This window comes from Streptomyces sp. NPDC001530, from assembly GCF_042894545.1.
Taxonomy (GTDB): domain Bacteria; phylum Actinomycetota; class Actinomycetes; order Streptomycetales; family Streptomycetaceae; genus Streptomyces.
In genome coordinates, this window is the sequence record NZ_JBIAVS010000013.1 from 249,782 (window position 1) to 275,758 (window position 25,977).

18 protein-coding genes are annotated in these 25,977 nt (G+C 70.3%); 12 read left to right on the plus strand and 6 right to left on the minus strand.

Features of this window, described 5'->3' with window-relative positions; all coding sequences use genetic code 11:
- Positions 1 to 26: 26 nt before the first annotated feature.
- Positions 27 to 710 carry a glycerophosphodiester phosphodiesterase gene (locus ACFY0T_RS27450; RefSeq protein WP_388875778.1) on the minus strand — a complete coding sequence of 228 codons (684 nt, stop codon included), beginning with the start codon at positions 708 to 710 and terminating at the stop codon, positions 27 to 29.
- 26 nt (positions 711 to 736) lie between these two features.
- Positions 737 to 1,798 carry an adenosine deaminase gene (locus tag ACFY0T_RS27455; protein ID WP_388875781.1) on the minus strand — a complete coding sequence of 354 codons (1,062 nt, stop codon included), beginning with the start codon at positions 1,796 to 1,798 and terminating at the stop codon, positions 737 to 739.
- A gap of 351 nt (positions 1,799 to 2,149) precedes the next feature.
- Here ACFY0T_RS27455 and ACFY0T_RS27460 point away from each other — a divergent pair, with 351 nt between their 5' ends.
- Positions 2,150 to 3,394 carry a DUF4190 domain-containing protein gene (locus ACFY0T_RS27460; protein ID WP_388875784.1) on the plus strand — a complete coding sequence of 415 codons (1,245 nt, stop codon included), beginning with the start codon at positions 2,150 to 2,152 and terminating at the stop codon, positions 3,392 to 3,394.
- Between the two features lie 42 nt (positions 3,395 to 3,436).
- Here ACFY0T_RS27460 and ACFY0T_RS27465 read toward each other — a convergent pair whose 3' ends face one another.
- Entirely contained in the window at positions 3,437 to 4,018 is a 582-nt protein-coding gene (locus ACFY0T_RS27465) for an NADAR family protein (protein WP_388875786.1), read from the minus strand.
- 175 nt (positions 4,019 to 4,193) lie between these two features.
- Here ACFY0T_RS27465 and ACFY0T_RS27470 point away from each other — a divergent pair, with 175 nt between their 5' ends.
- The 8 genes from ACFY0T_RS27470 to ACFY0T_RS27505 all read left to right on the plus strand — a co-directional run bounded on the left by ACFY0T_RS27470 (position 4,194) and on the right by ACFY0T_RS27505 (position 13,959).
- Complete coding sequence (locus ACFY0T_RS27470; protein ID WP_388875789.1) at positions 4,194 to 5,720, plus strand: gamma-aminobutyraldehyde dehydrogenase; 1,527 nt, start codon at positions 4,194 to 4,196, stop codon at positions 5,718 to 5,720.
- Positions 5,721 to 5,796: 76 nt separating this feature from the next.
- A complete protein-coding gene (locus ACFY0T_RS27475) occupies positions 5,797 to 7,044 on the plus strand; it encodes a spermidine/putrescine ABC transporter substrate-binding protein (RefSeq protein ID WP_388875792.1) in 1,248 nt (415 codons plus the stop codon).
- A gap of 5 nt (positions 7,045 to 7,049) precedes the next feature.
- Positions 7,050 to 8,201 (plus strand): ABC transporter ATP-binding protein, encoded by a 1,152-nt coding sequence (locus ACFY0T_RS27480; protein WP_388875984.1) that lies wholly within the window; start codon positions 7,050 to 7,052, stop codon positions 8,199 to 8,201.
- A complete protein-coding gene (locus ACFY0T_RS27485) occupies positions 8,201 to 9,124 on the plus strand; it encodes an ABC transporter permease (RefSeq protein ID WP_388875795.1) in 924 nt (307 codons plus the stop codon). Before ACFY0T_RS27480 ends, ACFY0T_RS27485 begins: the two co-directional genes overlap by 1 nt.
- Complete coding sequence (locus tag ACFY0T_RS27490) at positions 9,125 to 9,925, plus strand: ABC transporter permease (RefSeq protein ID WP_388875797.1); 801 nt, start codon at positions 9,125 to 9,127, stop codon at positions 9,923 to 9,925.
- A gap of 30 nt (positions 9,926 to 9,955) precedes the next feature.
- Positions 9,956 to 11,383 (plus strand): NAD(P)/FAD-dependent oxidoreductase, encoded by a 1,428-nt coding sequence (locus ACFY0T_RS27495; RefSeq protein WP_388875800.1) that lies wholly within the window; start codon positions 9,956 to 9,958, stop codon positions 11,381 to 11,383.
- Positions 11,384 to 11,595: 212 nt separating this feature from the next.
- The gene (locus ACFY0T_RS27500; protein ID WP_388875803.1) at positions 11,596 to 12,048 is read left to right on the plus strand and encodes a hypothetical protein; all 453 of its coding nucleotides are present in this window, start codon (positions 11,596 to 11,598) and stop codon (positions 12,046 to 12,048) included.
- Positions 12,049 to 12,144: 96 nt separating this feature from the next.
- Positions 12,145 to 13,959 carry a chitinase gene (locus ACFY0T_RS27505; RefSeq protein WP_388875806.1) on the plus strand — a complete coding sequence of 605 codons (1,815 nt, stop codon included), beginning with the start codon at positions 12,145 to 12,147 and terminating at the stop codon, positions 13,957 to 13,959.
- On the opposite strand, the gene ACFY0T_RS27510 is transcribed toward ACFY0T_RS27505, so the two are convergent.
- Positions 13,947 to 14,786 carry a phosphatase PAP2 family protein gene (locus ACFY0T_RS27510; RefSeq protein WP_388875809.1) on the minus strand — a complete coding sequence of 280 codons (840 nt, stop codon included), beginning with the start codon at positions 14,784 to 14,786 and terminating at the stop codon, positions 13,947 to 13,949. The genes ACFY0T_RS27505 and ACFY0T_RS27510 overlap by 13 nt on opposite strands.
- 169 nt (positions 14,787 to 14,955) lie before the next feature.
- Positions 14,956 to 16,290 carry a 4-aminobutyrate--2-oxoglutarate transaminase gene (gabT, locus tag ACFY0T_RS27515; protein WP_388875811.1) on the minus strand — a complete coding sequence of 445 codons (1,335 nt, stop codon included), beginning with the start codon at positions 16,288 to 16,290 and terminating at the stop codon, positions 14,956 to 14,958.
- A gap of 297 nt (positions 16,291 to 16,587) precedes the next feature.
- Between gabT and ACFY0T_RS27520 the strand changes: the two genes are divergently transcribed.
- The 3 genes from ACFY0T_RS27520 (at position 16,588) to ACFY0T_RS27530 (ending at position 22,592) form a co-directional block, all read left to right on the plus strand.
- A complete protein-coding gene (locus ACFY0T_RS27520) occupies positions 16,588 to 18,999 on the plus strand; it encodes an ATP/GTP-binding protein (protein WP_388875814.1) in 2,412 nt (803 codons plus the stop codon).
- Between the two features lie 151 nt (positions 19,000 to 19,150).
- Entirely contained in the window at positions 19,151 to 20,818 is a 1,668-nt protein-coding gene (locus ACFY0T_RS27525) for a PucR family transcriptional regulator (protein WP_388875817.1), read from the plus strand.
- A 328-nt stretch (positions 20,819 to 21,146) separates the two neighbouring features.
- Positions 21,147 to 22,592, plus strand: a complete 1,446-nt coding sequence (locus ACFY0T_RS27530) for an aldehyde dehydrogenase family protein (protein ID WP_388875820.1) — start codon at positions 21,147 to 21,149, stop codon at positions 22,590 to 22,592.
- 206 nt (positions 22,593 to 22,798) lie between these two features.
- Here the strand turns inward: ACFY0T_RS27530 and ACFY0T_RS27535 are convergent, their stop codons facing one another.
- Positions 22,799 to 25,666, minus strand: coding sequence for a glycoside hydrolase family 3 C-terminal domain-containing protein (locus tag ACFY0T_RS27535; RefSeq protein WP_388875823.1), 2,868 nt, complete (start codon positions 25,664 to 25,666; stop codon positions 22,799 to 22,801).
- Positions 25,667 to 25,977 lie beyond the last annotated feature (311 nt).

Below are 25,977 nucleotides of genomic sequence, written 5' to 3' on the forward strand. Positions count from 1 at the left end.
ACGCGGGCTCGGCGCGGTCGCCTGACTCAGACCTTGCGCAGGGCGCACAGCGCGTCGATGCGGTTCGTCGTGATCGAGTCGACGCCCAGGTCCAGGAGCCGCCGCATGGAGCGGCGGGTGTCCGGGGTCCACACGGAGAGCAGGTAACCGCCGTGGTGGACGCGGTCGGTGAGGTGCCGGTCGACCAGCCCGAAGCGGTAGTTGAGCCAGCGCGGCCGTACGGCGTCGAGCAGCGCCGGCCGCGGCGGCGCGACACTCGTCCAGGTCAGCGCGATCTCCGCGGCGGGGTCGGCGGCGCGCACCGCCAGCATGGCCGGGGCGCCCGCGCAGTAGTACACCCGCTCCTGCGCCCCGCAGTCGCGGATGACGTCGATGATCCGGCGTACCGCCCTGCCGTCGGGCGCACCCGGCAGGTCGACCATGATGCGGCTGTCCTCGGTCTCCTTGAGTGCTTCGACGAGCGTGGGCACGCCACCGGCCGTGAGCCCGCGCACCTCGTCCGAGGAGAGCGAGCGCAGCGGCCGGTCCTGCTCCCACAGCCGCTTCAGCGTCTCGTCGTGCAGCAGCACGGGCACGCCGTCGCGGGTCAGTCGCACGTCGATCTCGACCGTGTCCGCGCCGAGTTGGAGCGCGGCACGCAGCGAGTCGATCGTGTTCTCGCGGACATGGTAGGGGGCGCCGCGATGGGCGACGGCGGTCACGGTACGCATGGCGCCCATTGTGGCGGTGCGAACTGTCAGGGGGCGAGCCAGGTCGAGGCGTACGTGTCGATCTCCTCGGCGAGCTTCGTCTTGCCGGCCTCGTCGAGGAACGACGCCTCGACCGCGTTCTTCGCGAGCGCGGCGAGGCCCTGTTCGTCGAGGTCGAGGAGACGGGCGGCGACCGCGTACTCGTTGTTGAGGTCGGTGCCGAACATCGGCGGGTCGTCGGAGTTGATGGTGACGGGGACCCCGGCCTGGACGAACGCCTTTATGGGGTGCTCGTCGAGGGTGCGGACCGCACGAGTGGCGATGTTGGAGGTCGGGCAGACCTCCAGGGCGATCCGGTGCTCGGCGAGATGGGCGAGCAGCTTCGGGTCCTGCGCGGAGCTCGTGCCGTGCCCGATGCGCTCGGCGCGCAGGACGTTCAACGCGTCCCAGACCGTCTCCGGGCCCGTCGTCTCACCGGCGTGCGGCACCGACCGCAGTCCGGCCGCGATCGCCCGGTCGAAGTACGGCTTGAACTGCGGCCGCGGCACGCCGATTTCGGGGCCGCCGAGCCCGAAGGAGACCAGCCCCTCCGGCCGCAGCCGGTCCTCGGTGGCGAGCCGCACGGTCTCCTCGGCGGCCTCGAGCCCCGCCTCACCCGGAATGTCGAAGCACCAGCGCAGTACGACACCGAGCTCGGCCTCCGCGGCCTTGCGGGCGTCCTCGATCGCGTCCATGAAGGCGAGCTCGTCGATACCGCGACGGGTGGAGGACCACGGGGTGAGGGTCAGCTCGGCGTAGCGGACCTGCTGCCGGGCCATGTCCCGCGCCACCTCGTACGTCAGCAGCCGTACGTCCTCCGGCGTGCGGATGAGGTCGACGACGGACAGATACACCTGGATGAAGTGGGCGAAGTCCGTGAACGTGAAGTAGTCCGCGAGCGCCTCGGGGTCGGTCGGCACCTTGGAGTCGGGGTGCCGGGCGGCGAGGGCGGACACGATGCGGGGGGAGGCGGAGCCGACGTGGTGCACGTGCAGTTCGGCCTTGGGTAGTCCGGCGATGAAGGCGTGCAGGTCGCGGGCCTCGTCGCGTGCGGTGCTGTGGTCGGTCAAGGTTCCTCCCCGGAACGGCGTCCCCGGACCGTGGTCGGGGGACGCGGGTGATCGGCTGATCGGTGACTCGGGGATCATCGTAGGCGGCGGCCCGTGCGGCGCGGCTTGGGCCTGTCTCTCGGACCGGGCCGGCTTCGGCTCCCGGTGAGTCGGTGAGTCGGTGAGCCAGTGATTCGGCGAGTGACGGCAACGCGGCAGGGGGTACCCCTCGCTCGAAGAGCTTGGAGATGGGGGTGCCTTCTCGCTCGAAGAGCTTGGGGGAGCCGGACCCCGCGGTCCAGGGCTGATCCGAAGGACATGACCCAGGGCCGTAGCATGACGGAACGTTCGACAGATGAGGGGACCCCGCGCATGTCCGACGACGCCTCGACGCCGGAAGCGCCACGCAACGCCGCCGCTTGGGCTCCGCCGGGCCAGGACGTTCCGGCGGCTGGGGGCGACGCGGTGCCTGCGGGGAGCGGTGCGCCGGGTGCCGAGCCGGAGGATGCCAGGCCTGCGGAGGGCCGCACGGCGGGTTCCGAGCCGGAGGCCGCGTCGTCGGAGGGCCGTGCGCCGGGTGCCGAGCCGCAGGACGCAAGGCCCGCGGAGGGCCGCACGGCGGGTTCCGAGCCGGAGGCCGCGTCGTCGGAAGGCCATGCGCCGGGTGCCGAACCCGAGCCCGCCGCCTCCGCTCCCAAGGTCCCCCTGGACAAGCCCAGCACCGACCTGGGCCCCGAGTCGAACCGTTGGGTTCCGCCGAAGGAGCCGGATACCCGTCCTGAGCCGAACGCTTGGGCTCCGCCGAAGGAGACGGATCCCCGTCCGGAGCCGAACGCTTGGGTTCCGCCGAAGGAGACGGCCCCCCGCCCCGAGCCGAACCCCTGGGCCCCGCCCATGGACACGGCTCCCTCCAGCGGGAGCGCCGCGCCCACGCCACCCCCGGTGCACGACCAGCCCACGGTCACCTCCGTCCCCGGCGCGCCAGGCTCCCACCCCTGGGACAACCCCTTCGCCCCGCCGTCCCCCTCCGCGCCCGCCAACCCCTTCGCACCCCCGGGCGGCCTCCCATCCACTACGGGCCCCACGCCCCCTGGCAACTCCGGCAACCCCTTCGCACCCCCAGCCGCCCGCACCCCCTACCCCCAGCCCTACCCGGGAGAGCACGTCCCCCCGCCGCCCATCGCCCCGGATGGCCCGGGCCGGCCTCCGTACGGCTACGGCTATCCGCAGTACGACCCCGCCCCACCGCACGCCGCCTACCAAGGCGCCCCCGGCTACGGCTGGCCCCCGGTGATGCCGCTCGCGCCGAGCAACGGGATGGGCACCGCCGGCCTCGTGCTCGGGATCATCGCGGCGGTCGTGTTCTGTCTGTGGCCGCTCGCCATCGTGATGGGCATTCTCGGGGTGATCTTCGGCGTGATCGGCCGCCGCAAGGTGCGCCGGGGCGAGGCGACGAACCCGGGGCAGGCGCTGGCCGGGATCATCTGCGGAGCCGTCGGTATCGCCCTGGGGATCGCGATGCTCGTCTTCCTCATCGTGGTCCCGGACGACAGTGGCGACGGCGACTCGGGCGGCGGCGACGGCTTCTCCACGTCCCTCGTAAGAGAGCAGTCGTAGGGGAGCCGTGTCAGTGAGCAGCCCTGGGGGAGCCGTGAACGGCTAGCGGAGCCGCTCCCGCGCCTCCATCAGCGCGAACCCCAGCAGGTTCGGCCCCCGCCACCGCTCGGGATCCGCCGCCCGCTCGTCGTCCGCCGCGAGTCCGATGCCCCACACGCGGTCCAGCGGGCTCGCCTCGACCAGCACCCGCTCGCCCGTGCCCAGCAGAAACTCCCGCAGATCGTCATGCGCGGCGAACTTGTGGACGCTGCCCTCGACCACGATCCCGAACCGCTCGCGCTCCCATATGGCCTCGTCGAAGCCGCGCACCAGCCGCCCGGCCTTCTTGGCGAGGGCGGGGTTCGAGGCCGCTAGGACCTGTCGCTCCGCCTCCTCGTCCTCGAAGAGCCGTGCCTTCGACGCCATCATCCAGTGCTCCGCCGTCGCGTATGCGACATCGTCGACCACGAACGGTGACGGCCACCACTGGCTGAGACAGCTCGCACTCACCTGACCGTCCGGTCGCGGGCGGTGCCCCCAGAAGTGCAGGTACTTGACCCTTGCCCCCGAGTGGACCGCGCTGACCAGCGCTTCCCAAGAATCGATCTTCCCCATGCACGCCACTCTGGCACGCACCACTGACATTCCGTCCCGCCTTTTCCAGTGGGGCTCGACACCTGGTCGACAGATTCCGTCGCGTAACCAAATGGCAACAACGGAATCACTTGTTGGAGGGCCATTGCTCTGTCAGGATCGGCACTCAAATCGAGCTGGAGCTACGCCGACCCCCGCAACGGGGAGGACGGCGGAGGAGAGCGACATGCACAATCCGGGCCATCGCTTCCAGGCGCAGGACCGCTTCGCGGACGGCGCGCAGTTCATCGCGGGCCGACTGACCAAGGGCACCTCCGGCCGCACGCACGCGGTCGTCGACCCTGCCACCGGCGACGAGGTCTACACGTACGAGCTGGCGAGCACCGTCGACGTCGACGCGGCCGTCGCCGCCGCCCGCGAGGCGTTCCCCGGCTGGTCGGGCGCCACCCCGGGCGAGCGCTCCGACGCGCTGCACCGCTTCGCCGCCGTGCTCGCCGAGCGCGCCGAGGAGTTCGCCCAGGCGGAGTCCCTCCAGTGCGGAAAGCCGCTCAAGCTGACGCGCGAGTTCGATGTGCCGGGCACCATCGACAACACCGCCTTCTTCGCGGGCGCGGCCCGGCACCTCCAGGGCCAGTCCGCGGGCGAGTACTCCGGCGACCACACCTCGTACGTACGCCGTGAACCCATCGGCGTCGTCGGCTCCATCGCGCCCTGGAACTACCCCCTCCAGATGGCTGCCTGGAAGATCCTGCCGGCCATCGCCGCCGGCAACACGATCGTCCTGAAGCCCGCCGAGCTGACCCCGCTCACCTCGCTGTTGTTCGCCGAGGCGGCCACGGAGGCGGGGATCCCGGACGGCGTCATCAACATCGTCACGGGTCTGGGCAAAGAGGCCGGTGAGCATCTCGTCGGGCACCCCGACGTCGCCATGACCTCCTTCACCGGGTCCACCGCCGTCGGCAAGCGCGTCGCGGAGATCGCCACCTCGACCGTCAAGCGGCTCCATCTGGAGCTGGGCGGCAAGGCGCCCTTCGTGGTCTTCGACGACGCGGATCTGGAGGCCGCCGTGCACGGCGCGGTCGCCGGTTCGCTGATCAACACTGGGCAGGACTGCACGGCCGCCACGCGCGCGTACGTGCAAAGGCCCCTCTACGAAGAGTTCGTGGCGAAGACCGCCGCCCTGATGGCGAGCGTCCGCGTGGGCGACCCGTTCGCGCCGGACACCGACCTCGGCCCGCTCATCTCGCACGCCCAGCGCGACCGCGTCGCCGGATTCGTCGACCGGGCCCGTGACTACGCGCGCGTGGTCACCGGCGGAGTCGCCCCCCAGGGGGATCTCAAGAGCGGTGCGTACTATGCGCCCACGCTCGTCGCCGACGCCGCCCAGGACAGCGAGATCGTGCAGGCCGAGATCTTCGGCCCAGTGCTCGTCGTGCTGCCCTTCGACACCGACGACGAGGGCATCGCGCTCGCCAACGACACACCGTACGGACTCGCCGCCTCCGCCTGGAGCCGCGACGTCTACCGGGCGAACCGCGCGACCCGCGAGATCAAGGCGGGCTGTGTCTGGGTCAACGACCACATTCCGATCATCAGCGAGATGCCGCACGGCGGCTACAAGGCGTCCGGCTTCGGCAAGGACATGTCTGCGTACTCCTTCGAGGAGTACACGCAGATCAAGCACGTCATGTTCGACAACACCGCGGTGGCCAAGAAGGAATGGCACCGCACGATCTTCGGGGACCGCGCCTAGCGGACAGTCGGCTCAGGCCGAGTGACAGACCAGGCCGAGACCACGGCCGCGACCCTCCCGAAAGGGCACCACGAGCATGGAGCAGTACGAGCCCGAGCGCCTGACCCCGGCCCAAGTGGCCGCAATGCGGCGCAGCTTCCGCAACGGCAGGGCCTCCCTCACCCGCCGTTCGCTGCTGCGCGCCTCCGCGGGCGGCGCGCTCGCCGTCGGCGGTCTCGGGGCGCTGAGCGCCTGCGGGATCCCCGCGGCGGGCAAGACCCAGGGCGGCGTCTCCGCCGAGGACCACTCGGCCAAGGAGAAGACGATCAACTTCTCCAACTGGACCGAGTACATGGACGTCGACGACAGCGAGAAGCACCACCCGACGCTGGACGCGTTCACCAAACGGACCGGTATCAAGGTCAAGTACACCGAGGACATCAACGACAACAACGAGTTCTTCGGCAAGATCAAGCCGCAGCTCGCCGCGGGCCAGGACACCGGCCGCGACATCGTCGTCCTCACCGACTGGCTGGCGGGCCGGCTGATCCGCCTGGGGTGGGCCCAGAAACTGGACCCGGCCAACCTGCCGCACGCGTACGCCAATCTCTCCGCCCAGTTCCGCAGCCCCGACTGGGACCCGGGCCGCGCCTACTCGTACCCCTGGCAGGGCATCTCGACCGTCATCGCGTACAACAAGAAGGCGCTCGACGGCATCGAGGTGAAGTCGGTCTCCGACCTGCTCGACAATCCCAAGCTCAAGGGGCGCGTCGGCTTCCTCTCGGAGATGCGCGACAGCATCGGCATGACCCTGCTCGACATGGGCAAGGACCCGGCGAAGTTCACCGACGACGACTACGACGCGGTGATTGCCCGCCTCCAGAAGGCCGTCGACAAGGGCCAGATCCGGCGCTTCACCGGCAACGACTACACGTCCGACCTCACCAAGGGCGACTTCGCGGCCTGTATCGCCTGGGCCGGTGACGTGGTGCAGCTCAAGGCGGACAGCCCGGACGTCGACTTCATCATCCCGGACAGCGGCTACATGACGTCGACCGACAACATGCTGATCCCCAACAAGGCGCGTCACAAGACGAACGCCGAGCGGCTCATGGACTACTACTACGAGCCCGAGCCGGCCGCCGAGCTCGCCGCCTACATCAACTACGTCTGTCCGGTGGACGGAGTGAAGCCCTATCTCGCGAAGATCGACGAGGACGCGGCCAACAACCCGCTGATCATTCCCGACAAGGCCATGGCCGCCAAGTCCCATGCCTTCCGCCTGCTCAGCGGCAAGGAAGAGACGGCCTACGAAGAGAAGTTCGCGAAGCTCACAGGGGCGTGACGATGATGACGACAGACAACAGCGGCGACGTCCGCCTCTCCGGGATCAGCAAGACGTACGGCTCGTTCACGGCCGTCCACCCGCTCGACGTGACCGTGCCGCAGGGCTCCTTCTTCGCCCTGCTCGGCGCGTCCGGCTGCGGCAAGACCACCACTCTGCGCATGATCGCGGGCCTGGAGGAACCCTCCTCCGGCACCGTCTTCCTCGGCGACCAGGAAGTGACCCACCTCCCGCCGTACAAGCGGCCGGTGAACACGGTCTTCCAGTCGTACGCCCTCTTCCCGCACCTCGACATCTTCGAGAACGTCGCGTTCGGCCTGCGCCGGCGCGGCATCAAGTCGGTGAAGAAGCAGGTCGAGGAGATGCTCGACCTCGTACAGCTCGGCGAGCAGGCCCGCAAGAAGCCGCACCAGCTCTCCGGCGGCCAGCAGCAGCGCGTCGCGGTAGCCCGCGCGCTGATCAACCACCCCAAGGTGCTCCTCCTCGACGAGCCCCTCGGCGCCCTCGACCTCAAGCTGCGCCGCCAGATGCAGCTGGAGCTCAAGCGCATACAGACCGAGGTCGGCATCACGTTCATCCACGTCACGCACGACCAGGAGGAGGCCATGACCATGGCCGACACGGTCGCCGTGATGAACGCGGGCCGTGTCGAGCAACTCGGCTCGCCCGCCGACCTGTACGAGAACCCGCAGACGACCTTCGTCGCCAACTTCCTCGGCACCTCCAACTTCATCGAGGCCGAGGTCGACACCAAGAGCGGTGACGAGATCGTCCTCAAGGCCGGCGGCGGCAAGCTCCTGCTGCCCCAGGCGCGCTGTTCCGCGTCGACGACGACCGGCGGCAAGGTGCTGGTCGGCGTGCGCCCGGAGAAGATCTCCCTCACGCACGCGGACGACGCGGGCGAGATCCCGGAGGGCCGCAACCGGATCACTGGGAAGATCGCCGACTCCAGCTTCATCGGCGTCTCCACGCAGTACGTCATCGACAGCGCCGTCTGCCCCGGGTTCGAGGTCTACTCGCAGAACATCGACCGCGACTCCCGGCTGGTGCCCGGCACCGAGGTCGTCCTGCACTGGAGCCCGGCGCACACCTTCGGCCTGGACGCCGCTCAGGACATCGACGCGGGTGTGGAGACGGTCGAGGAAGAGGTCGCCTGATGGCCGCTGTCACCGAGGCGCCACCCCTGGCGCCCGCTCCCGTCGAGAAGCCGCCGCGCAAACGCGGCCGCCTCGTCCCGTACTGGCTGCTCCTGCCCGGCATCCTGTGGCTGCTGGTCTTCTTCGCGCTGCCGATGATCTACCAGGCCTCCACGTCCGTGCAGACGGGCTCCCTGGAGGAGGGCTACAAGGTCACCTGGCACTTCGCGACCTACTGGGACGCCCTGGCCGACTACTGGCCGCAGTTCCTGCGCTCGGTGCTGTACGCCGGTGCCGCGACGATCCTGTGCCTGGTGCTCGGCTACCCGCTCGCGTACCTCATCGCGTTCCGCGCGGGCCGCTGGCGCAACCTGATCATGATCCTGGTGATCGCGCCGTTCTTCACCAGCTTCCTGATCCGTACGCTCGCCTGGAAGACGATCCTCGCGGACGGCGGCCCGGTCGTCGGCGCCCTCAACACGCTGCACGTCCTGGACGTCACCAGCTGGCTCGGCATCACCTCCGGCGACCGTGTACTGGCCACGCCGCTCGCGGTGGTGTGCGGTCTGACGTACAACTTCCTGCCGTTCATGATCCTGCCGCTCTACACCTCCCTGGAGCGCATCGACGGACGCCTCCACGAGGCGGCGGGCGACCTGTACGCCAAGCCCTGGACCACCTTCCGGAAGGTCACCTTCCCGCTGTCGATGCCCGGTGTCGTCTCCGGCACGCTGCTGACCTTCATCCCGGCCAGCGGCGACTACGTCAACGCCGATCTGCTCGGCTCCACGGACACCCGCATGGTCGGCAACGTCATCCAGACGCAGTTCCTGCGGATTCTCGACTATCCGACGGCCGCGGCCCTTTCCTTCATCCTCATGGCCGCGATCCTCATCATGGTCACGCTCTACATCCGCAAGTCCGGGACGGAGGATCTGGTTTAAATGGCCTTCGTACGCTGGCTCAAGCGCCATCTCGTCGTCATCGCGGGACTGCTGACGCTCGGGTATCTCCTGCTGCCGAACGTGATCGTCACGGTGTTCTCCTTCAACAAACCGAAGGGGCGCTTCAATTACGAATGGCAGGCGTTCTCCACGGACGCCTGGACCGATCCGTGCGGTGTCGCCGACATGTGCGGTTCGCTCTCCATCAGCCTCCAGATCGCGCTGTGGGCGACGATCGGGGCCACCATCCTCGGCACGATGATCGCCTTCGCGCTGGTCCGCTACCGCTTCCGCGCGCGCGGCGCCGTGAACTCGCTGATCTTCCTGCCGATGGCGATGCCCGAGGTCGTCATGGCGGCCTCGCTGCTCACCCTCTTCCTCAACATGGGTGCTCAGTTGGGTTTCTGGACGATCCTGATCGCCCACATCATGTTCTGCCTCAGCTTCGTCGTGACGGCCGTCAAGGCGCGTGTCATGTCGATGGACCCGCGCCTGGAGCAGGCGGCACAGGACCTGTACGCCGGTCCCGCGCAGACCTTCCTGCGGGTCACCCTGCCCATCGCGGCCCCCGGAATCGCCGCGGGCGCGCTGCTCGCCTTCGCGCTCTCCTTCGACGATTTCATCATCACCAATTTCAACGCGGGCTCGACCGTCACCTTCCCCATGTTCGTCTGGGGTTCGGCGCAGCGCGGAACGCCCGTTCAGATCAATGTCATCGGTACGGCCATGTTCCTCGTCGCCGTACTGTTCGTCCTGGCCGGGATGGTCATCGGGAACCGCCGGAACAAGCAAAAGGCATAACCCCGTAAACCCTTGTAGGGAGTTGAAATCATGGCCCCAAGCGCCATGACCCGTTGGAATCATTGGACAAAGTCACTCTCCGACGCCCAGCCGGTCTCGTACTGGCTGGACGACCCCGGCAAACCCCGTCCCGAGCCCGCGCTCACCGGTGCCGAGACCTGCGACCTGCTGGTCGTCGGCGGCGGCTACAGCGGACTGTGGACCGCGCTGATCGCCAAGGAGCGCGACCCGGGGCGCGACGTGGTCCTCGTGGAAGGCCGTGAGGTGGGCTGGGCCGCCTCCGGCCGCAACGGCGGCTTCTGCGCCGCCTCCCTCACACACGGTCTGGCCAACGGCCTCAGCCGCTGGCCGGACGAGATCAGGAAGCTGGAGGAGCTGGGCGCCCGCAATCTCGACGAGATCGAGGCGGCGGTCGCCCGCTACTCCCTCGACTGCGACTTCGAGCGCAGCGGCGAGATCGATGTGGCCACCGAGCCGCACCAGGCGGCCGAACTGCGCGACTGGCACCGGGAACTGGAACGCGAGGGCCTCGCGGACGGCATCGAGTTCCTGGACACCGACGCGGTACGGGAACAAGTCGACTCACCGACATTCCTCGCCGGGCTGCACGACCGCCGCGGCGTCGCCATGCTGCACCCCGCCAAGCTCGCCTGGGGCCTGAAGCGGGCCTGCCTGGAGCTCGGGGTACGGGTGTACGAGCACACCCCCGCGCTCCAGCTGAAGCCGTACGGCGCCGGCATGGCCGTACGCACGCCGTACGGCTCGGTCCGCGCCCGCCGGGTCGCCCTCGGCACCAACATCTTCCCCAACCTGGTCAAGCGCGTGCGCGCGTACACCGTGCCGGTCTACGACTACGCGCTGATGACCGAACCGCTCACCGCCGACCAGCTGGCGTCCATCGGCTGGAAGAACCGCCAGGGCCTTGGCGACAGCGCGAACCAGTTCCACTACTTCCGGCTCTCCGCGGACAACCGCATCCTGTGGGGCGGTTACGACGCGATCTACCCGTACGGCGGCCGGGTGCGCGCCGAGTACGACGACCGCCCGGAGACGTACGCCAAGCTCGCCGGGCACTTCTTCACCTGCTTCCCGCAGTTGGAGGGCGTGCGCTTCACCCACGCCTGGGGCGGCGCGATCGACACCTGCTCGCGCTTCTCGGCGTTCTTCGGCACGGCCCACCAGGGCAAGGTCGCGTACGCGGCGGGCTACACCGGACTCGGAGTGGGCGCCACCCGGTTCGGCGCGGACGTGATGCTCGACCTGCTGGCGGGGGAGCGCACCGAGCGCACCGAGCTGGACATGGTCCGCAAGAAGCCGCTGCCGTTCCCGCCCGAGCCCTTCGCCTGGACCGGCATCGCGCTCACCAAGTGGTCCCTGGCGCGGGCGGATTCGCATGGCGGCCGGCGCAATCTGTGGCTGAAGACGATGGACAAGCTGGGGCTCGGCTTCGACAGTTAGGCCTTGGTTCTTCGGCAGTCTGGCCTGGTGGGGGCGCATTGAAGCGTTCGTGATCAAGCGGCGCGCGCCTCGCTCGGCTCGGCGTGCGCCCTGCGTGATCATCGCGACCCGATTCACTACCAACAAGTAGCCGGACCCGCGTAATGCCCGGCCCGAACCTCCCTCTCCCCTGTGACGCGACCAGCGTCGACACGAGAAAGGGAGGTTCCGCCATGACAGGGGCTAAGCCGGCGGTCGAGTGGCTGGCATCCGTGGCTCCGGATCCCGCGGCCTGCCGGTGGGAGTGGGAGCGCAATCCGCGGGGGGTCGCGCTGCTGCCGGCGGGCAAGGCCTGGGACGTACTCATCCTGCCGGGCGAGCTCGGTTACCCGACTCTCGACGTGCTCACCAGGGTGATCGACCAACTGGGCCCTGTGCTCGTCGACTTCGGCGACGCCCGGATGGGGTTCTTCGTGCCCCCGGGCACCGCGGCCCGGTGGCTCGGCACGGGGGTGCGCACGGCGGGTCGCGGTACGTGGATCGTGGTGCCGTACCCGGGAAGGTCGACCGGCTCGGTCCGCTGGCTGATCCCGCCGGACGGCTCCGGCACGCTCACCGATCCCGCCCTGCTGGAACTGGCCATGCACGAGGCGGCGGCGGGTCTTGCGACCGAGGGGGACATATGACGGCCCTGTGATGTGCCAGAGGTCTTGACAAGCGGATTGGTCTGGACCAAGTTGGGCGCGCTCCACCCTCCAATTCCCCCATGCCTGGAGGCAGTTGTGGATCGCCACAGACCAATCGCGCGTCAACGCGGGCTCCTTTCCGCGCTCACGGCCGCGGCGCTGGCCGTGACCGGCATCACCGCCCTCTCGTCGGCCGCCCGTGCGGCCGACGCCGACCTCGCCAGGAACGGCGGCTTCGAGTCGGGTCTGGACGGCTGGACCTGTACGGCGGGCAGCACCGTCAATTCGCCGGTGCGCAGCGGCAGTTCGGCGTTGCAGGCGACCCCGGCCGGCAGCGACCACGCGCAGTGCTCGCAGACCGTGACCGTCAAACCCGACTCCCAGTACACCCTCTCCGGTTACGTCCGCGGCGCTTACGTCTACCTCGGCGCGAGCGGCACCGGCACCACCGACGTCTCCACCTGGACCCAGTCCGCGACCGACTGGCAGCAGCTCACCACCACCTTCCGCACCGGCGCGTCCACCACCAAGGTCACGATCTACACGCACGGCTGGTACGGCACCGGCACCTACTACGCCGACGACCTCTCCCTGGTCGGCCCCGGCGTCGACACGGGACAGCCCCCCGCCGCGCCCACCGGACTGACGGTCGGCACGGTCACGTCCTCCAGCGTCGCCCTGTCCTGGTCCGCGGTGCCGGGCGCCACCGGCTACGCGGTCTACCGTGACCGCGTCAAAGTCCAGACGGTCACGGGGACTTCGGCGACGGTGAGCGGCCTCTCCGCCGCCACGGCGTACTCCTTCCAGGTCGCCGCGACGAACGACACGGGCGAGTCGGCGAAGTCGGCGACGGTGACCGCGACCACCTCCGCCGGCTCGGGCGGAGGCTCCTCGGATCTCCCCGCCCATGCCCTCGTCGGCTACCTCCACGCGAGCTTCGCCAACGGCGCGGGCTACACCCGCATGGCCGACGTGCCCGACAGCTGGGACGTCATCGACCTGGCCTTCGGCGAGCCGACCTCCACCACCTCGGGCGACATCCGCTTCACCCGCTGCCCGGTCACCGAGTGCCCGACCGTCGAGAGCGACGCCGACTTCAAAGCGGCGATCAAGGCGAAGCAGGCGGCGGGCAAGAAGGTCCTGATCTCGATCGGCGGCCAGAACGGCCAGGTGCAGTTGACGACGACGGCCGCCCGCGACACCTTCGTCTCCTCGGTCTCGAAGATCATCGACACCTACGGCCTGGACGGCCTGGACATCGACTTCGAGGGCCACTCGCTCTCCCTGGACGCGAGCGACACCAACTTCAAAAGCCCGACCACGCCCGTGATCGTCAACCTCATCTCGGCACTGAAGACGCTGAAGGCCAAGTACGGATCGAAATTCGTGCTGAGCATGGCCCCGGAGACCTTCTTCGTCCAGCTCGGCTACCAGTACTACGGCACGGGCAAATGGGGCGGTCAGGACCCGCGCGCGGGCGCGTACCTCCCGGTGATCCACGCCCTGCGCGACGACCTGACCCTGCTGCACGTCCAGGACTACAACTCCGGCCCGATCATGGGCCTCGACAACCAGTACCACTCCATGGGTGGCGCCGACTTCCACCTCGCCATGACCGACATGCTCCTCACCGGCTTCCCGGTCGCCAGCGACGCGAACAACGTCTTCCCGCCCCTGCGCCCCGACCAGATCGCCATCGGCATGCCGGCCTCGACGAACGCCGGCAACGGCTACGTATCGCCGACGGAGGTGAACAAGACCCTCGACTGCCTCACCAGAAAGACCGACTGCGGCTCGTACGCCACCCACGGCACCTGGCCGGGCCTGCGCGGCCTGATGACGTGGTCGATCAACTGGGACCGGTACGGGAGCTGGGAGTTCTCGAGGAATTTCGACGGTTACTTCGGCTGAGGCTCACGGGCCGTGCGCTTGTCCGTGGTGAGGCTTCTGTCGAGGAACAGGGCGAGCGCGGTCAGCAGCACCGCACACAGGCACCAGCTCGCCACCACGTCCAGCGGCCAGTGGTAGCCGCGGAGGACCAGGCCGAAGCCGACCGCGAGGTTCAACACGAGGCAGGCGATGACCAGTTCGCGGCGGGCGTAGGCGCTGCGGAGCGAGGGGAGGAGGAGCAGGGTCGCGGCGCCGTAGGCGATGGCGGCGGTCGCCGTGTGGCCTGAGGGATACAAACCCGTGCCTGTGGCCGGGCCCGGGCGGTCGACCAGCGCTTTGAGGGGCACGATCAGCGCGGGCACGGCGGCCATCAGCACGGCAGCGGCCGCGGACGGCAGCCACCACCGGTCGGTACCGGCTTCGCGGGCGCTCCAGGCCACGTACACGAGGACGACGGCGAGGACGGGTACGGCGACCGTGACGCTGCCGAGATCGGCGAGGAATGCGTAGAACCGGTCCGGATGCACGACGGCACGGCTGAGGCGTTCGTCCGCGCGGGCGAGGGGGCCGTGGACGACGACCTGCCAGGTGATGAGCGCGAAGAGCAGGACCGGAAGGCCGAGGAGGAAGGTCGGCCGCCCCGGAACAGGGGGGGTAGTTCCGAGGCGGCCGTCCGGATCGGAATGCCGCGCGCCCCGGGGGGTTTGGGGCGGGCGACTGTCCGATCGGTGAGGAGATCCGGAGCCGGAAGCTCCGGGTGTGTGCGCGAGGGCACGACCAGGGCGAAGCTGGGGAGGCCTCGACCCGGTGTCACCCACAGTCCCCTGTGGGCGGGGTGTATCTCTCATCTGCTTAGAACCTACGACAGGGGGTGGGTCATAGACAGACGGAAACGCGTCCCGTCATGCACCTCGCACACGTTCTTCACACGCTCCGACCCTGGCGGCCCCAGCCGCGGAACCAACCGGAATCCAGTGCGAGAACCGGCTTGGCTGCGGTGCTGGGGCGCATGGGACGTCAGATGCGGGCGAAGGCCTGCTCGATGATGTCGAGGCCCTCGTTCAGCAGGTCCTCGCCGATGACCAGCGGGGGCAGGAAGCGGAGGACGTTGCCGTAGGTGCCACAGGTCAGGACCAGCAGGCCCTCCTGGTGGCAGGCCTTGGCGAGCGCGGCGGTCGCCTCGGGGTTCGGCTCCTTGGTGGCGCGGTCCTTGACCAGCTCGATGGCGATCATGGCGCCACGGCCGCGGACGTCGCCGATGATGTCGAACTTCTCGGCCATGGCGTTCAGGCGGGCCTTCATGGTCGCCTCGATGTTCTTCGCCTTGGCGTTGAGGTCGAGCTCCTTCATGGTCTCGATCGCGCCGAGCGCACCGGCGCAGGCCACCGGGTTGCCGCCGTAGGTGCCGCCCAGGCCGCCCGCGTGCGCGGCGTCCATGATCTCGGCGCGGCCGGTGACGGCGGCGAGCGGGAGGCCGCCGGCGATGCCCTTCGCGGTGGTGATCAGGTCGGGGACGATGCCCTCGTCCTCGCAGGCGAACCACTGGCCGGTGCGGCAGAAGCCGGACTGGATCTCGTCCGCGACGAAGACGATGCCGTTGTCCTTGGCGAACTTGCTGATGGCCGGAAGGAAGCCCTTCGCGGGCTCGATGAAGCCGCCCTCGCCGAGCACCGGCTCGATGATGATCGCGGCGACGTTGTCGGCGCCGATCTGCTTGTTGATCATGTCGATCGCCTGGGCGGAGGCCTCGGCGCCGGCGTTCTCCGGGCCGGTCAGCCAGCGGTAGCCGTACGCCACCGGCACGCGGTAGACCTCGGGCGCGAACGGGCCGAAGCCATGCTTGTACGGCATGTTCTTCGCGGTCAGCGCCATGGTCAGGTTGGTCCGGCCGTGGTAGCCGTGGTCGAAGACGACGACGGCCTGGCGCTTGGTGTACGCACGCGCGATCTTGACGGCGTTCTCGACGGCCTCGGCGCCCGAGTTGAACAGGGCCGACTTCTTGGCGTGGTCACCCGGGGTGAGCTCGGCCAGCGCCTCGGCGACGGCGACGTAGCCCTCGTACGGCGTGACCATGAAACACGTGTGCGTGAAGTCCTGCAGCTGGGCGGAGGCCCGGCGGACGACGGCCTCGGCGCTGGCGCCGACGCTGGTCACGGCGATGCCGGAACCGAAGTCGATCAGCCGGTTCCCGTCGACGTCCTCGATGATGCCGCCGCCGGCGCGCGTGGTGAACACAGGGAGCACCGAGCCCACACCGGCCGCGACCGCGGCGGTACGGCGGGCCTGCAGCTCCTGCGACTTCGGGCCGGGGATGGCGGTGACGACGCGGCGCTCCTGCGGAAGTGCGGTCATGAGGGGCTCCCTGATGATCTTGCGAACCGGACGCCCCGGAGAACGGGGCGCTCCGGGCGGGGGTGTTTTCGGACGCTTGACTTCTTTCTTCGCAGGCTAGGGCCGGAGGCGGGGGGCGGGCATGCTCCATGTGGGCGTTGTCCGAGGGTTTGCTTGTCCGTGATGGACATAGAGCGGCGGGCCCCCGGTGGTCCGGTATCGCCGGGGGCCCGGCCGTGTACACGGTGAACTCACCGTGGTTGGCACTAGATTGACCTGCGAGCGACAAGCGGACTGGCTGGTCAGGGGGCACACACGATGGACTTCGACGGCACGCGCGACGCACGTGGCACACATGCCAATCCCGTGCCTCGTCCGGCCGCACCCCCTGGGGTTCCCGGCGGTGTCCCGCCGAAGCCCTCGGGAGCGCCGCCCGTGCCCGGACAGCCGCCGACGCCCCAGCCGGCTGTCCGTGACTGGCTCAACGCGCCCCGCCCCGACGCCGCACTGGGAATCTGGCGGTACGGGTACGTCGCCCCCCGGCCGTCGAAGGACCGGGACCGGCTCGCTCCCGTGACGATCGTCGGCCTGGCGATCCCCTTGGTGGTCGGGCTGATCGTCTGGTCCTTGTGGCGCCAAGGGAGCATTCCCTATCAGCTGGCCGTGCTGAGGCTGTTCACGCCGGACGACTGGTGGTGGGGCGGGACGACGTCTCCGAAGTCCTGGCAGGGCGTGGACGTCATCGTCGTCTACGACGGACTGTTCTTCGGCGCGCTGATCTACACGATGGGACGTCTCGGAAGCTGGCGTGAGGTCGCCCACCATGTCGTCGTCCGGCGCGCACAGCCCGGACGGGCCGTGATCGCGGCCCTGGCAGCCCTGCTCACCCTGACGTTCGTCTGGCCGGACGCCTTTCCGGGCGTGGGGTGGGACCCCCTGCCGATCGTCAATCCGGTGCTGTCTCTCGTGGCGCTGATCGCGGGCGGTCACGAGGTGTTCCAGTCGCAGACGATCAGCTATGGGATCTACACGCTGATCACCGTGCTGGTCCTGCTGCCCTTCGCCAAGCTGGGCGGCTGGTGGCCGCTCGCCAGGGACTGGCTCCGCTCCCGGTCGGCTCAAGCCGGCACGGCGGCGTCCTCGCCCGAGCCACCGGCTCCGGCCGGGCCTCCGGCCGAATGGCCCCAGCTGAGGGCGGCCGGACAGCACCAAGCGGCCGAACTGCTGTCCTCGGAGGTGCTGACAGGACGCATGAACGATGTGGACTGCGCCAGGATTCTGCGTGCGTGGGCCTCGGCGAAGAGGGACGGGCGGCTCGCCGTCTTCACCGACACGGTGCTGCAGCGGGGCGCCGCGGCCTGGCCCCATCCGTCCGGAGCCCGCGATCTGCCGTCCCGCGCCGCCTCCCACGACCTGCTCGTGGCCCAGGTGCGGCTCGGCCGGTGGGTCGCCCGGGAACGCACTCCGCTCGCTTACTCCGGCGCGGGCGTCGCCCTCGACCCGGCGACACTCGGCACCTCGCTCCTCGCGGTCGGGCCCGCGGGTTCCGGGAAGACACGACACCTCGTCAGGCCCGTCGCCGAATCGCTCGGGTTGCAGGCACTCACCGCACGGTGCGCCGTTGTCGTGGTGGCCGCCGCCGGAGCGCCGGTGGGCCCGGACACGTCGTACGACGTCGTCGTGAAGCTCGGGAATCCCGAGTCCACCCATGATCTGGATCTGTACGCCGACTTCGACGACCCCGACGAAGCGGCCGCTTTTCTCGCCGAAGGCCTGGTCGGGGACATCGACGCCGTCGGCGGCCGGCGTGCCGCCACCGCCCTCGCCCAGCTGCTCGGTCCCTACCGGGCGGTGCACGGCAGGTTCCCCTCGATTCCCGTACTGCGTGAACTGCTGGAAGGAGTGCCCTCGGCACTGGAGCCGTTGCAGGAAGCTCTGTCGGCCGAGGGCCATCCCGCGATGCGCCGTGAACTGGAAGCGCGTCTGCGGCAGACGGGCAGCGCGACCGACCCCGGCCCGGTACTCGCCGACCGGCTGGCGCTCCTGGACCGGCCTGTCTTCGCGGATTTCTTCGGCTCGGGCGGGAGCGCCCGGCCGTTCTCACTCCGGGCCGTGGCCCATCATCCGCTGCGGGTCCGGATCGATCTCCCGGAACATGGGTACGAAGAGGCGTCCCGGCTGATCACGCGACTCCTGCTCGCCCAGTTCGCCGCCGTCGTCCGCAGTGGCGGCGAGCGCAGGCACTTCGCCTGCCTCGTTCTCGACGACGCGACCGGGGCCTTGACCACCGAGACGGTACGTCGTATTCAGGGCTTCCGTTCGCAGAACGCGGGAGTGGTCCTTGCGCTGCGGACCATAGGGGACATCCCCGAGGCCCTGCACGGGCCGCTGTACGGAGCGGTCGGCTGCCGCATGGCGTTCTCCGGCGTCACGACGTGGGACGGTGGCCGCTTCGCCGAGGCCTGGGGCACCGAGTGGGTGGAAGCACGCGACGTGGCCCAACACACCGTCTTCGCGGATCAGCCCATGACCCGGGCCATTCACGCGTTGCGCAAGCTGGTGACCGGCAAGGCGGTGACCACGGACGCCGTCACCGTGCGGCAGGTCGAGCGGGAACGGTGGTCCGCGTCCGAGCTGGCCCATGGAGTGCCACCGGGGCACGCGGTGCTGTCGCTGACCAATGTGAAGGGGGAGCACGCGCCGCCGCTGCTGGTGGATCTGCGGGGGTGAGCGGGATGTGTTGAGCGGGACGTCGCGATGTGTTGAGCAGGACGTATGGACATGAGGTCACGCGGCGACCGTACGGTGAGGCAGAATCGACACAGGCCGTTCATACGTGGCGGCCAAAAGATCACAAAGATCACACAGACCTGAAGGCCTCATGCCCCCCACGCTCGCCTCGCTCGTCCACCACTCCGCGCTCAGACTCACCGTGCGCGCGGGCGAGGACCGCCTGGACGTGCCCGTCCGCTGGGCACACGTCAGCGAGCTCGCCGACCCCGTGCCCTACATGGAGGGCGGGGAACTGCTGCTGATCACCGCGCTCAAGCTGGACGCGGAGGACCCCGAGGTCATGCGGCGCTATGTGAAGCGGCTGGTGGGAGCCGGGGTGGTCGGGCTCGGCTTCGCCGTCGGGGTCAACTACGAGGAGATCCCGAAGGCGCTCGTCGACGCCGCGGAGGAGGAGGGGCTGCCGCTCCTGGAAGTGCCCCGGCGTACGCCCTTCCTTGCCATCAGCAAGGCGGTGTCCGCCGCGATAGCGGCCGACCAGTACCGGGCGGTCACGGCCGGGTTCGCCGCGCAGCGCGAGCTGACCAAGCAGGCGCTGAACGACGGGCCCGAGGGGCTGCTCACCTCGCTCGCCGGGCAGGTCGACGGGTGGGCGGCGCTGTACGACGCGTCCGGCGCTGTCGTCGCCACCGCGCCCGAGTGGGCGGGACGCCGGGCCGCGCGGCTCACCCCGGACGTGGAGCGGCTGCGGGAGCGGCCCGCCCCGGCCAGCTCCGTCGTCGGCGGCGAGGACCGGGAAGACCGAGTGGAACTGCACTCCCTCGGAACCGGGCGGCGGCCGCGTGCCGCGCTCGCCGTGGGGACGGCCGCCGCCCTCGGCACCGCCGAGCGGTACGCCGTGCACTCGGCAATCGCCCTGCTGACACTCACCACGGAGCGGTCGAGGTCGCTGCACGCGGCCGAGCAGCGGATCGGCGCGGCGGTACTGCGCATGCTGCTCGCCGGGCAGCCCGATCACGCCCGGGCCGTCGCCGGGGACCTGTACGGCGCGCTGCTCGACGCGCCCTTCCGGCTGATCCTCGCCGAGTCGGCGTCCGCGTCGGCCGCGCGAGCGCATGCGGACGGGCACGCGCGCGTGGCCGCGACGGCGCCCTCTGCGGCCGCCGTCGCCGTGCCCGAAACCAACGGCGACCCGCTCGGCGGGCTTGCCGAGATCGTCGAGTCCGCCGCCGCGCGCTCCGGTGAGTCCGTGCTCGTCGTGCCGGACGGCGAGCGGCTCGTCGTGCTCGCCGTGGACGGAGGCGCGGCGGTCGCCGCGTGCGGAGAGCACGCCGTGGCCCTGGAGGCCGCGCGGGCCGCCGCGCGGGAACAGCCCGCCGGGGACGAGGACGAACTGGTCGTCGGGCTGTCGGCGCCCGCCGGGCCGATCGCGGCGGGCGCCGCCTACAAGCAGGCCGAGCAGGCGTTGTCCGTGGCGCGACGGCGCGGGCGGTTCCTCGTGGAGCACGAGGAGCTGGCGGCCGGGTCTGTGCTGCCGTTGCTCGCGGACGACGCGGTGCGGGCGTTCGCGGACGGGCTGCTGCGGGCGCTGCGCGAGCATGACGCCACCGGGCGGGGGGATCTGGTGGCCTCGCTGCGGGCGTGGCTGTCGCGGCACGGGCAGTGGGATGCGGCGGCCGCCGACCTGGGGGTGCACCGGCACACGCTGCGGTACCGGATGCGGCGGGTCGAGGAGATCCTGGGGCGGTCGCTGGATGATCCGGACGTGCGGATGGAACTCTGGCTGGCCCTGAAGGCGACGACGACGGCCGGGGAGTAGAGGTTTTTCGCCCCCTCGGCTCCAGTTTCATCCCGTCCGGCGTTTGAGGACGAGCGCGAAGCGCGATCCAGGGGGTCTGGGGGGCGGAGCCCCCAGGGACGATGGGGGTCCCCCCTGCTCGAGCGAAGCCGAGAGCTTGGGGGAGGGCAGGGGCGGAGGGGGCGAAGAAAACCCCGAGGCCCGCCCCCACGGGGCTACCGTGCCAAAGCGGCGCACCCCCCACCCCGACTGCTACGACTCGGACAAACGACCCCCCGCCGCCGCGGCCCTACCGTGGACCAGGAAACCAAGGACAACACCCCCAACACGGAAGGGCCGGGACTCGCACATGACTTCCACCCACGCTTTCTGGCTCGCCGGCCGCCAGGCCACCGGTGAGACCACGTTCGACGTCACCTCCCCGTGGGACGGGCGGCTCGTCGGCCAGGTCAGCGTCCCGACCGAGGCACAGGTCGAGGAGGCCGTGGCCGCCGCCTACGCAGTGCGCGACGATTTCGCCGCCACGCCGGCCCACGTCCGCGCCGCCGCCCTCGACCACGTGTCGCGCCGCCTCGTCGAGCGCACCGAGGAGATCGCACAGCTCATCTCCGCCGAGAACGGCAAGCCGATCAAGTGGGCCCGCGGCGAGGTCGGCCGCGCGGTGTCCGTGTTCCGGTTCGCCGCGGAAGAGGCCCGCCGCTTCAACGGCGGCGAGGCGCAGCGCCTCGACACCGACCTGGGTGGTCAGGGCCGGCTCGCCCTCACCCGCCGGTTCCCGAAGGGTGTCGTCCTTGGCATCGCGCCGTTCAACTTCCCCCTCAACCTGTGCGCCCACAAGATCGCCCCGGCCATTGCCGCCGGCGCGCCGATCATCCTGAAGCCCGCGCCCGCGACCCCGCTGTCCGGTCTCATCATCGGCGACCTGCTGGCCGAGACCGAGCTGCCCGCCGGGTCGTGGAGCATCCTGCCCGTCTCCAACGAGCGGATGCCCGCCCTCGTGCAGGACGAGCGGCTGCCCGTCATCTCCTTCACCGGGTCCGAGAAGGTCGGTTACGCGATCATGGACTCGGTGCCGCGCAAGCACTGCACTCTGGAGCTGGGCGGCAACGGCGCGGCGGTCGTGCTCGCCGACTGGGCGAGCGACGAGGACCTGGACTGGGCCGCCACGCGCATCGCGACCTTCTCCAACTACCAGGGCGGCCAGTCCTGCATCTCCGTGCAGCGGGTGATCGCGGACGCGTCCGTGTACGAGCGGCTGCTGCCCCGTATCGTCGCCGCCGTCGAGGCCCAGGTCACCGGTGACCCGTCCGACGCCACGACGGACGTCGGCCCGCTGGTCAGCGAGGCCGCCGCCCAGCGCGTCGAGTCGTGGGTCGACGAGGCCGTCGAGGCCGGTGCCGCCCTGCTCACCGGAGGCAAGCGCGACGGCGCCTCCTACGCGCCGACCGTCCTCGCCGACGTACCCGCGGACGTCGCCCTCTCCTGCGAGGAGGTCTTCGGGCCCGTCCTCACCGTGCAGAAGGTGGACGGCGAGGCCGCCGCCTTCGCCGCCGCCAACGACTCCAAGTACGGGCTGCAGGCCGGCGTCTTCACGCATGACGTGCAGACCGCCTTCCGCGCCCACCGTGCGCTGGAAGTCGGTGGCGTCGTGATCGGCGATGTGCCGTCCTACCGCGCCGACCAGATGCCGTACGGCGGCGCCAAGCAGTCCGGTGTCGGCCGCGAAGGCGTGAAGTTCGCGATGGACGACTACACCTACGAGCGGGTGCTGGTGCTGACGGGCCTCGCCCTCTGACCGGACCCCGCAACCAGCCGATGGCCGGAGCCCGCTGTGCGGGGGCTCCGGCCGTCGCCGTGTCGGGGGATCGGCGGCGTACCTCTGAGGCACACCTTTGAAGTGCCCCCTAGCTAACGACAATCGTTTTCAGATATTCTCCCCGTGAAGGGGCCCGGCACCGATGCCTTCCGGTGCCGGGCCCCTGTGTCAGCTCCTCCGGACCCTCAACCGGAGAAGCCGACGTGCGCGAGCCGCAAGGGGCCGCGCAGCCTGAGGTGTACGTCGTGCACACCGGCGACGGCGATCTCGGCGCCGAGCGCGGTGTAGTCGTACGGGCCCTTCGTGGCGCTCAGGGTCAGTGCGGCGGTCAACGGGCCGCCGTCCAGGGAGAGTTCCACGACTCCCTCGCCCGCCACCTCGACCGTCCACTGCGTAACCCCGTCGCCGAAGTCGCAGTCCCGGAAGAGGAGTTCGCCCGTCCCGCCGTCCACCGGCGTCACCGAGTCGCCCGCCACCTTCGTACGGTCGACGAGGGCGATGTTCCGCTGCTCGTCGAAGTCGGCGGCGCTCAGGCCGCGTTCGCGGACGGGGCGGGGTGCGCCGGGCTCGCCGTCGAGCTCGACCGTCGTACGGAGCCGGATGTCCTCGCTGGAGGCGCCGACGAGCACGTCGTACGCGCCCGGCTCCAGGCGCGGGCGGCCGAGTGCCACGTCCCAGAACTCGAAGGCGGAGAGCGGGAGTTCGAAGGTGAGGTCCGTCGAGGCACCGGGGGCGAGGTGGACACGCCGGTGGGCCACCAGCTCGCGGCGGGGGCGGGGCACGGACGGGTCGGCGGCGCGGGTGTAGAGCTGGGCCACCTCGTCGGCGGCCACCTCGCCGGTGTTGGTGACGGTGAAGGAGATCGCCAACGCGCCCGCGCGGTGCCGGACTTGAAGATCCGCGTAGGCGAACGACGCGTACGACAGCCCGTGTCCGAACGGGAACAGCGGCGTGCCCTCGAAGTACAGATACGTCTGGCGGCCGCCGATCACGTCGTAGTCGAGGAGGTCGGGCAGGTCGTCGTCGGAGGCGTACCAGGTCTGCGGGAGACGGCCCGCGGGGGAGACGTCGCCGGCGAGGACGCGGGCCAGGGCGGTGCCGGCCGCTTGGCCGCCGTGGGCCGTCCAGAGGACGGCGGGGAGGTCGGCGGGGTCCACCGCGTACGGGTACGCGGAGACCAGGGCGAGCGCCGTGTTCGGGTTCGCGGCGCGGGCCGCGCGCAGCAGGCGCTCCTGGTGCGCGGGCAGACGCAGCGTCGTCCGGTCCTCCGTCTCGCGGCCGTTGATGTGCGGGTCGTTGCCCGCGACGACGAGGACGACGTCGGCGGAGGCCGCCGCGCGGGCCACCGCGTCCTCGCCGCGCTCGGTGAACTCCAGCTCGAAGATTTCCGCGCCGTCGTCGGCAACCTTTACGCCGTCGGCGGCGACAGAGACGTACCTGCCCGTCCCTACGTGTTTCAGGAGGTGGCCGTTCTGGTGGGATTCGGGAGGGGATCCTGCCTGGGATTCGGCGGGTTCCAGGCGGAATGTCTCCTGGACGACCCAGCCGCCGGGCTGGTCGGCGGAGGCGCGCACACAGCCGTCCTCGGCGACCGAGAGGTAGCGGCCGTCGGGGGCGCGCAGCGTCAGCAGGCCCTCGCCCCAGTCGATCAGCGCGAGCTCGGTGCCGGTGGCGTCGGCGGTCAGCGGGGGCAGGTCCGTGCGGCCCGCGAGGAGCGCCGGGTCCAGCGCGCCCTCGGCGCCACGCACCTCGTCGGCCGCGTCGTCGACGGCGGGCACCGACAGATACGTCCCGGACGCCGTCCTCAGGCGGACCCGGTCCACGCCCTCCGCGAACTCGACACGGTCGGCGCCGAAACGCTCGTACAGGCCCTCCAGGGGTGTCGAGCGGTGGATGAGCGTGCCGCTGTACCAGTCGAGCTTGCACTCGTCGGCGAGCAGGCCGACGACGGCGACGCGGACGTCGGGGCCCAGCGGCAGCAGGCCGTCGTTCTTGAGGAGCACGATCGCCTGCTCCGCGGCCTCCTGGGCGAGCGCGCGGTGGGCGGGGGTGTCGAAGTCCTTGGTGTCGGCGTACGGGTCCAGCCGCGGGTCGAACTCGCCCAGCCGGAAGCGGATCGCGAGCTGGCGGCGGACCGCCTCGTCGATGTCGGCCTCGCTCAACAGGTCCTGGACCAGGGCACCTTGGACGCGTTCGACGATCTTCGAGCTGTCCGTGCCGTGGTCGGTGAAGCTGTCGACCCCGGCGAGGATCGCGGCCGCGGTCGCCTCCTCGTGGGTGTCGAAGTAGTGCTCGGAGTCGACCAGGTTGGAGGGCGCGCCCGCGTCCGAGCAGACCAGCAGCTCCTGGTCGGTCCAGGTGCGCAGGTGCTCGCGCAGATACGGCGAGACGTGGTTGGGGCGGCCGTTGACCAGGTTGTACGCGGGCATCACCCCGGCCACCGCGCCCGCCTCGACCGTCTCGCGGAAGGCGCGCAGATCGTACTCGTGCAGCACGCGCGGGCGGACCGAGGAGGACGTGGTGTCGCGGTCCGTCTCGTTGTTGTGCGCGAGCCAGTGCTTGAGGACCGGCGCCGTGCGCCAGTAGGCGGGGTGGTCGCCGCGCAGGCCCCGGGTGTACGCCGCGGCGATGGCGGAGGTGAGCTTCGGATCCTCCGAGTAGCCCTCCTCGTTGCGGCCCCACAGGGGGTGCCGGAGGAGATTGACCGTGGGGGACCAGACGTTGAGGCCGACGCGGTCGTCGCGGGCGCGCATCGCGCGGGTCTCCGCCGAGACCGCCTCGCCGATCCGGCGTACGAGGTCGTCGTTCCAGGTCGCGCCCAGCCCCACGGCCTGCGGGAACACCGTCGCCGGGCCCATCCAGGCCACCCCGTGCAGCGCCTCCTGCCCGGTGCGGAAGGCGGCGACGCCGAGCCGCTCGACGGCGGGCGTGAACTGGTGCAGGAACGCGATCCGTTCGTCGAGCGTGAGCCGCGCCAGCAGGTCGTCGATGCGCTTCGCGAACGGCAGTCGCGGATCGCGGAAAGGCGGCGTAGGCGGCGTTTGTGCGGTCACGTGGTGATCCCTTTGCGATGGAGCGATGGGGCGCTTTCGAAGCGCTTCGATGCTCATTCGACCGAGGGGTGGGTGTCAAGACACCCCGGCGCAACAACTCCGTTTTCTTGCCCTGATTTCAAGTGCCAGGCGGAGCTGCCCTGTTACGCGATACCTCCGAGGAATCTTGGAATCGACTCTTGTGCACCCCCAGGCGTTCACTTAACCTCACAGCAACATCGAAGCGCTTCGACTGATCGACCGCCCTCCTCAGAGGGCGCAATCCCCCGAGGACCGCTTCAGCTCAGCCAGTTCCACTCAAGACACCGCAG

What these genes read in the sequence shown, in the direction of transcription:
- ACFY0T_RS27465 (WP_388875786.1), bottom strand. Translation starts at nt 4,018, where the DNA reads ATGTCAGTGGTGCGTGCCAGAGTGGCGTGCATGGGGAAGATCGATTCT.
- ACFY0T_RS27520 (WP_388875814.1), top strand. Translation starts at nt 16,588, where the DNA reads ATGGACTTCGACGGCACGCGCGACGCACGTGGCACACATGCCAATCCC.
- ACFY0T_RS27500 (WP_388875803.1), top strand. Translation starts at nt 11,596, where the DNA reads ATGACAGGGGCTAAGCCGGCGGTCGAGTGGCTGGCATCCGTGGCTCCG.
- ACFY0T_RS27470 (WP_388875789.1), top strand. Translation starts at nt 4,194, where the DNA reads ATGCACAATCCGGGCCATCGCTTCCAGGCGCAGGACCGCTTCGCGGAC.
- gabT (WP_388875811.1), bottom strand. Translation starts at nt 16,290, where the DNA reads ATGACCGCACTTCCGCAGGAGCGCCGCGTCGTCACCGCCATCCCCGGC.
- ACFY0T_RS27475 (WP_388875792.1), top strand. Translation starts at nt 5,797, where the DNA reads ATGGAGCAGTACGAGCCCGAGCGCCTGACCCCGGCCCAAGTGGCCGCA.
- ACFY0T_RS27485 (WP_388875795.1), top strand. Translation starts at nt 8,201, where the DNA reads ATGGCCGCTGTCACCGAGGCGCCACCCCTGGCGCCCGCTCCCGTCGAG.
- ACFY0T_RS27525 (WP_388875817.1), top strand. Translation starts at nt 19,151, where the DNA reads ATGCCCCCCACGCTCGCCTCGCTCGTCCACCACTCCGCGCTCAGACTC.
- ACFY0T_RS27450 (WP_388875778.1), bottom strand. Translation starts at nt 710, where the DNA reads ATGCGTACCGTGACCGCCGTCGCCCATCGCGGCGCCCCCTACCATGTC.
- ACFY0T_RS27460 (WP_388875784.1), top strand. Translation starts at nt 2,150, where the DNA reads ATGTCCGACGACGCCTCGACGCCGGAAGCGCCACGCAACGCCGCCGCT.
- ACFY0T_RS27490 (WP_388875797.1), top strand. Translation starts at nt 9,125, where the DNA reads ATGGCCTTCGTACGCTGGCTCAAGCGCCATCTCGTCGTCATCGCGGGA.
- ACFY0T_RS27480 (WP_388875984.1), top strand. Translation starts at nt 7,050, where the DNA reads ATGACGACAGACAACAGCGGCGACGTCCGCCTCTCCGGGATCAGCAAG.
- ACFY0T_RS27510 (WP_388875809.1), bottom strand. Translation starts at nt 14,786, where the DNA reads ATGAGAGATACACCCCGCCCACAGGGGACTGTGGGTGACACCGGGTCG.
- ACFY0T_RS27530 (WP_388875820.1), top strand. Translation starts at nt 21,147, where the DNA reads ATGACTTCCACCCACGCTTTCTGGCTCGCCGGCCGCCAGGCCACCGGT.
- ACFY0T_RS27495 (WP_388875800.1), top strand. Translation starts at nt 9,956, where the DNA reads ATGGCCCCAAGCGCCATGACCCGTTGGAATCATTGGACAAAGTCACTC.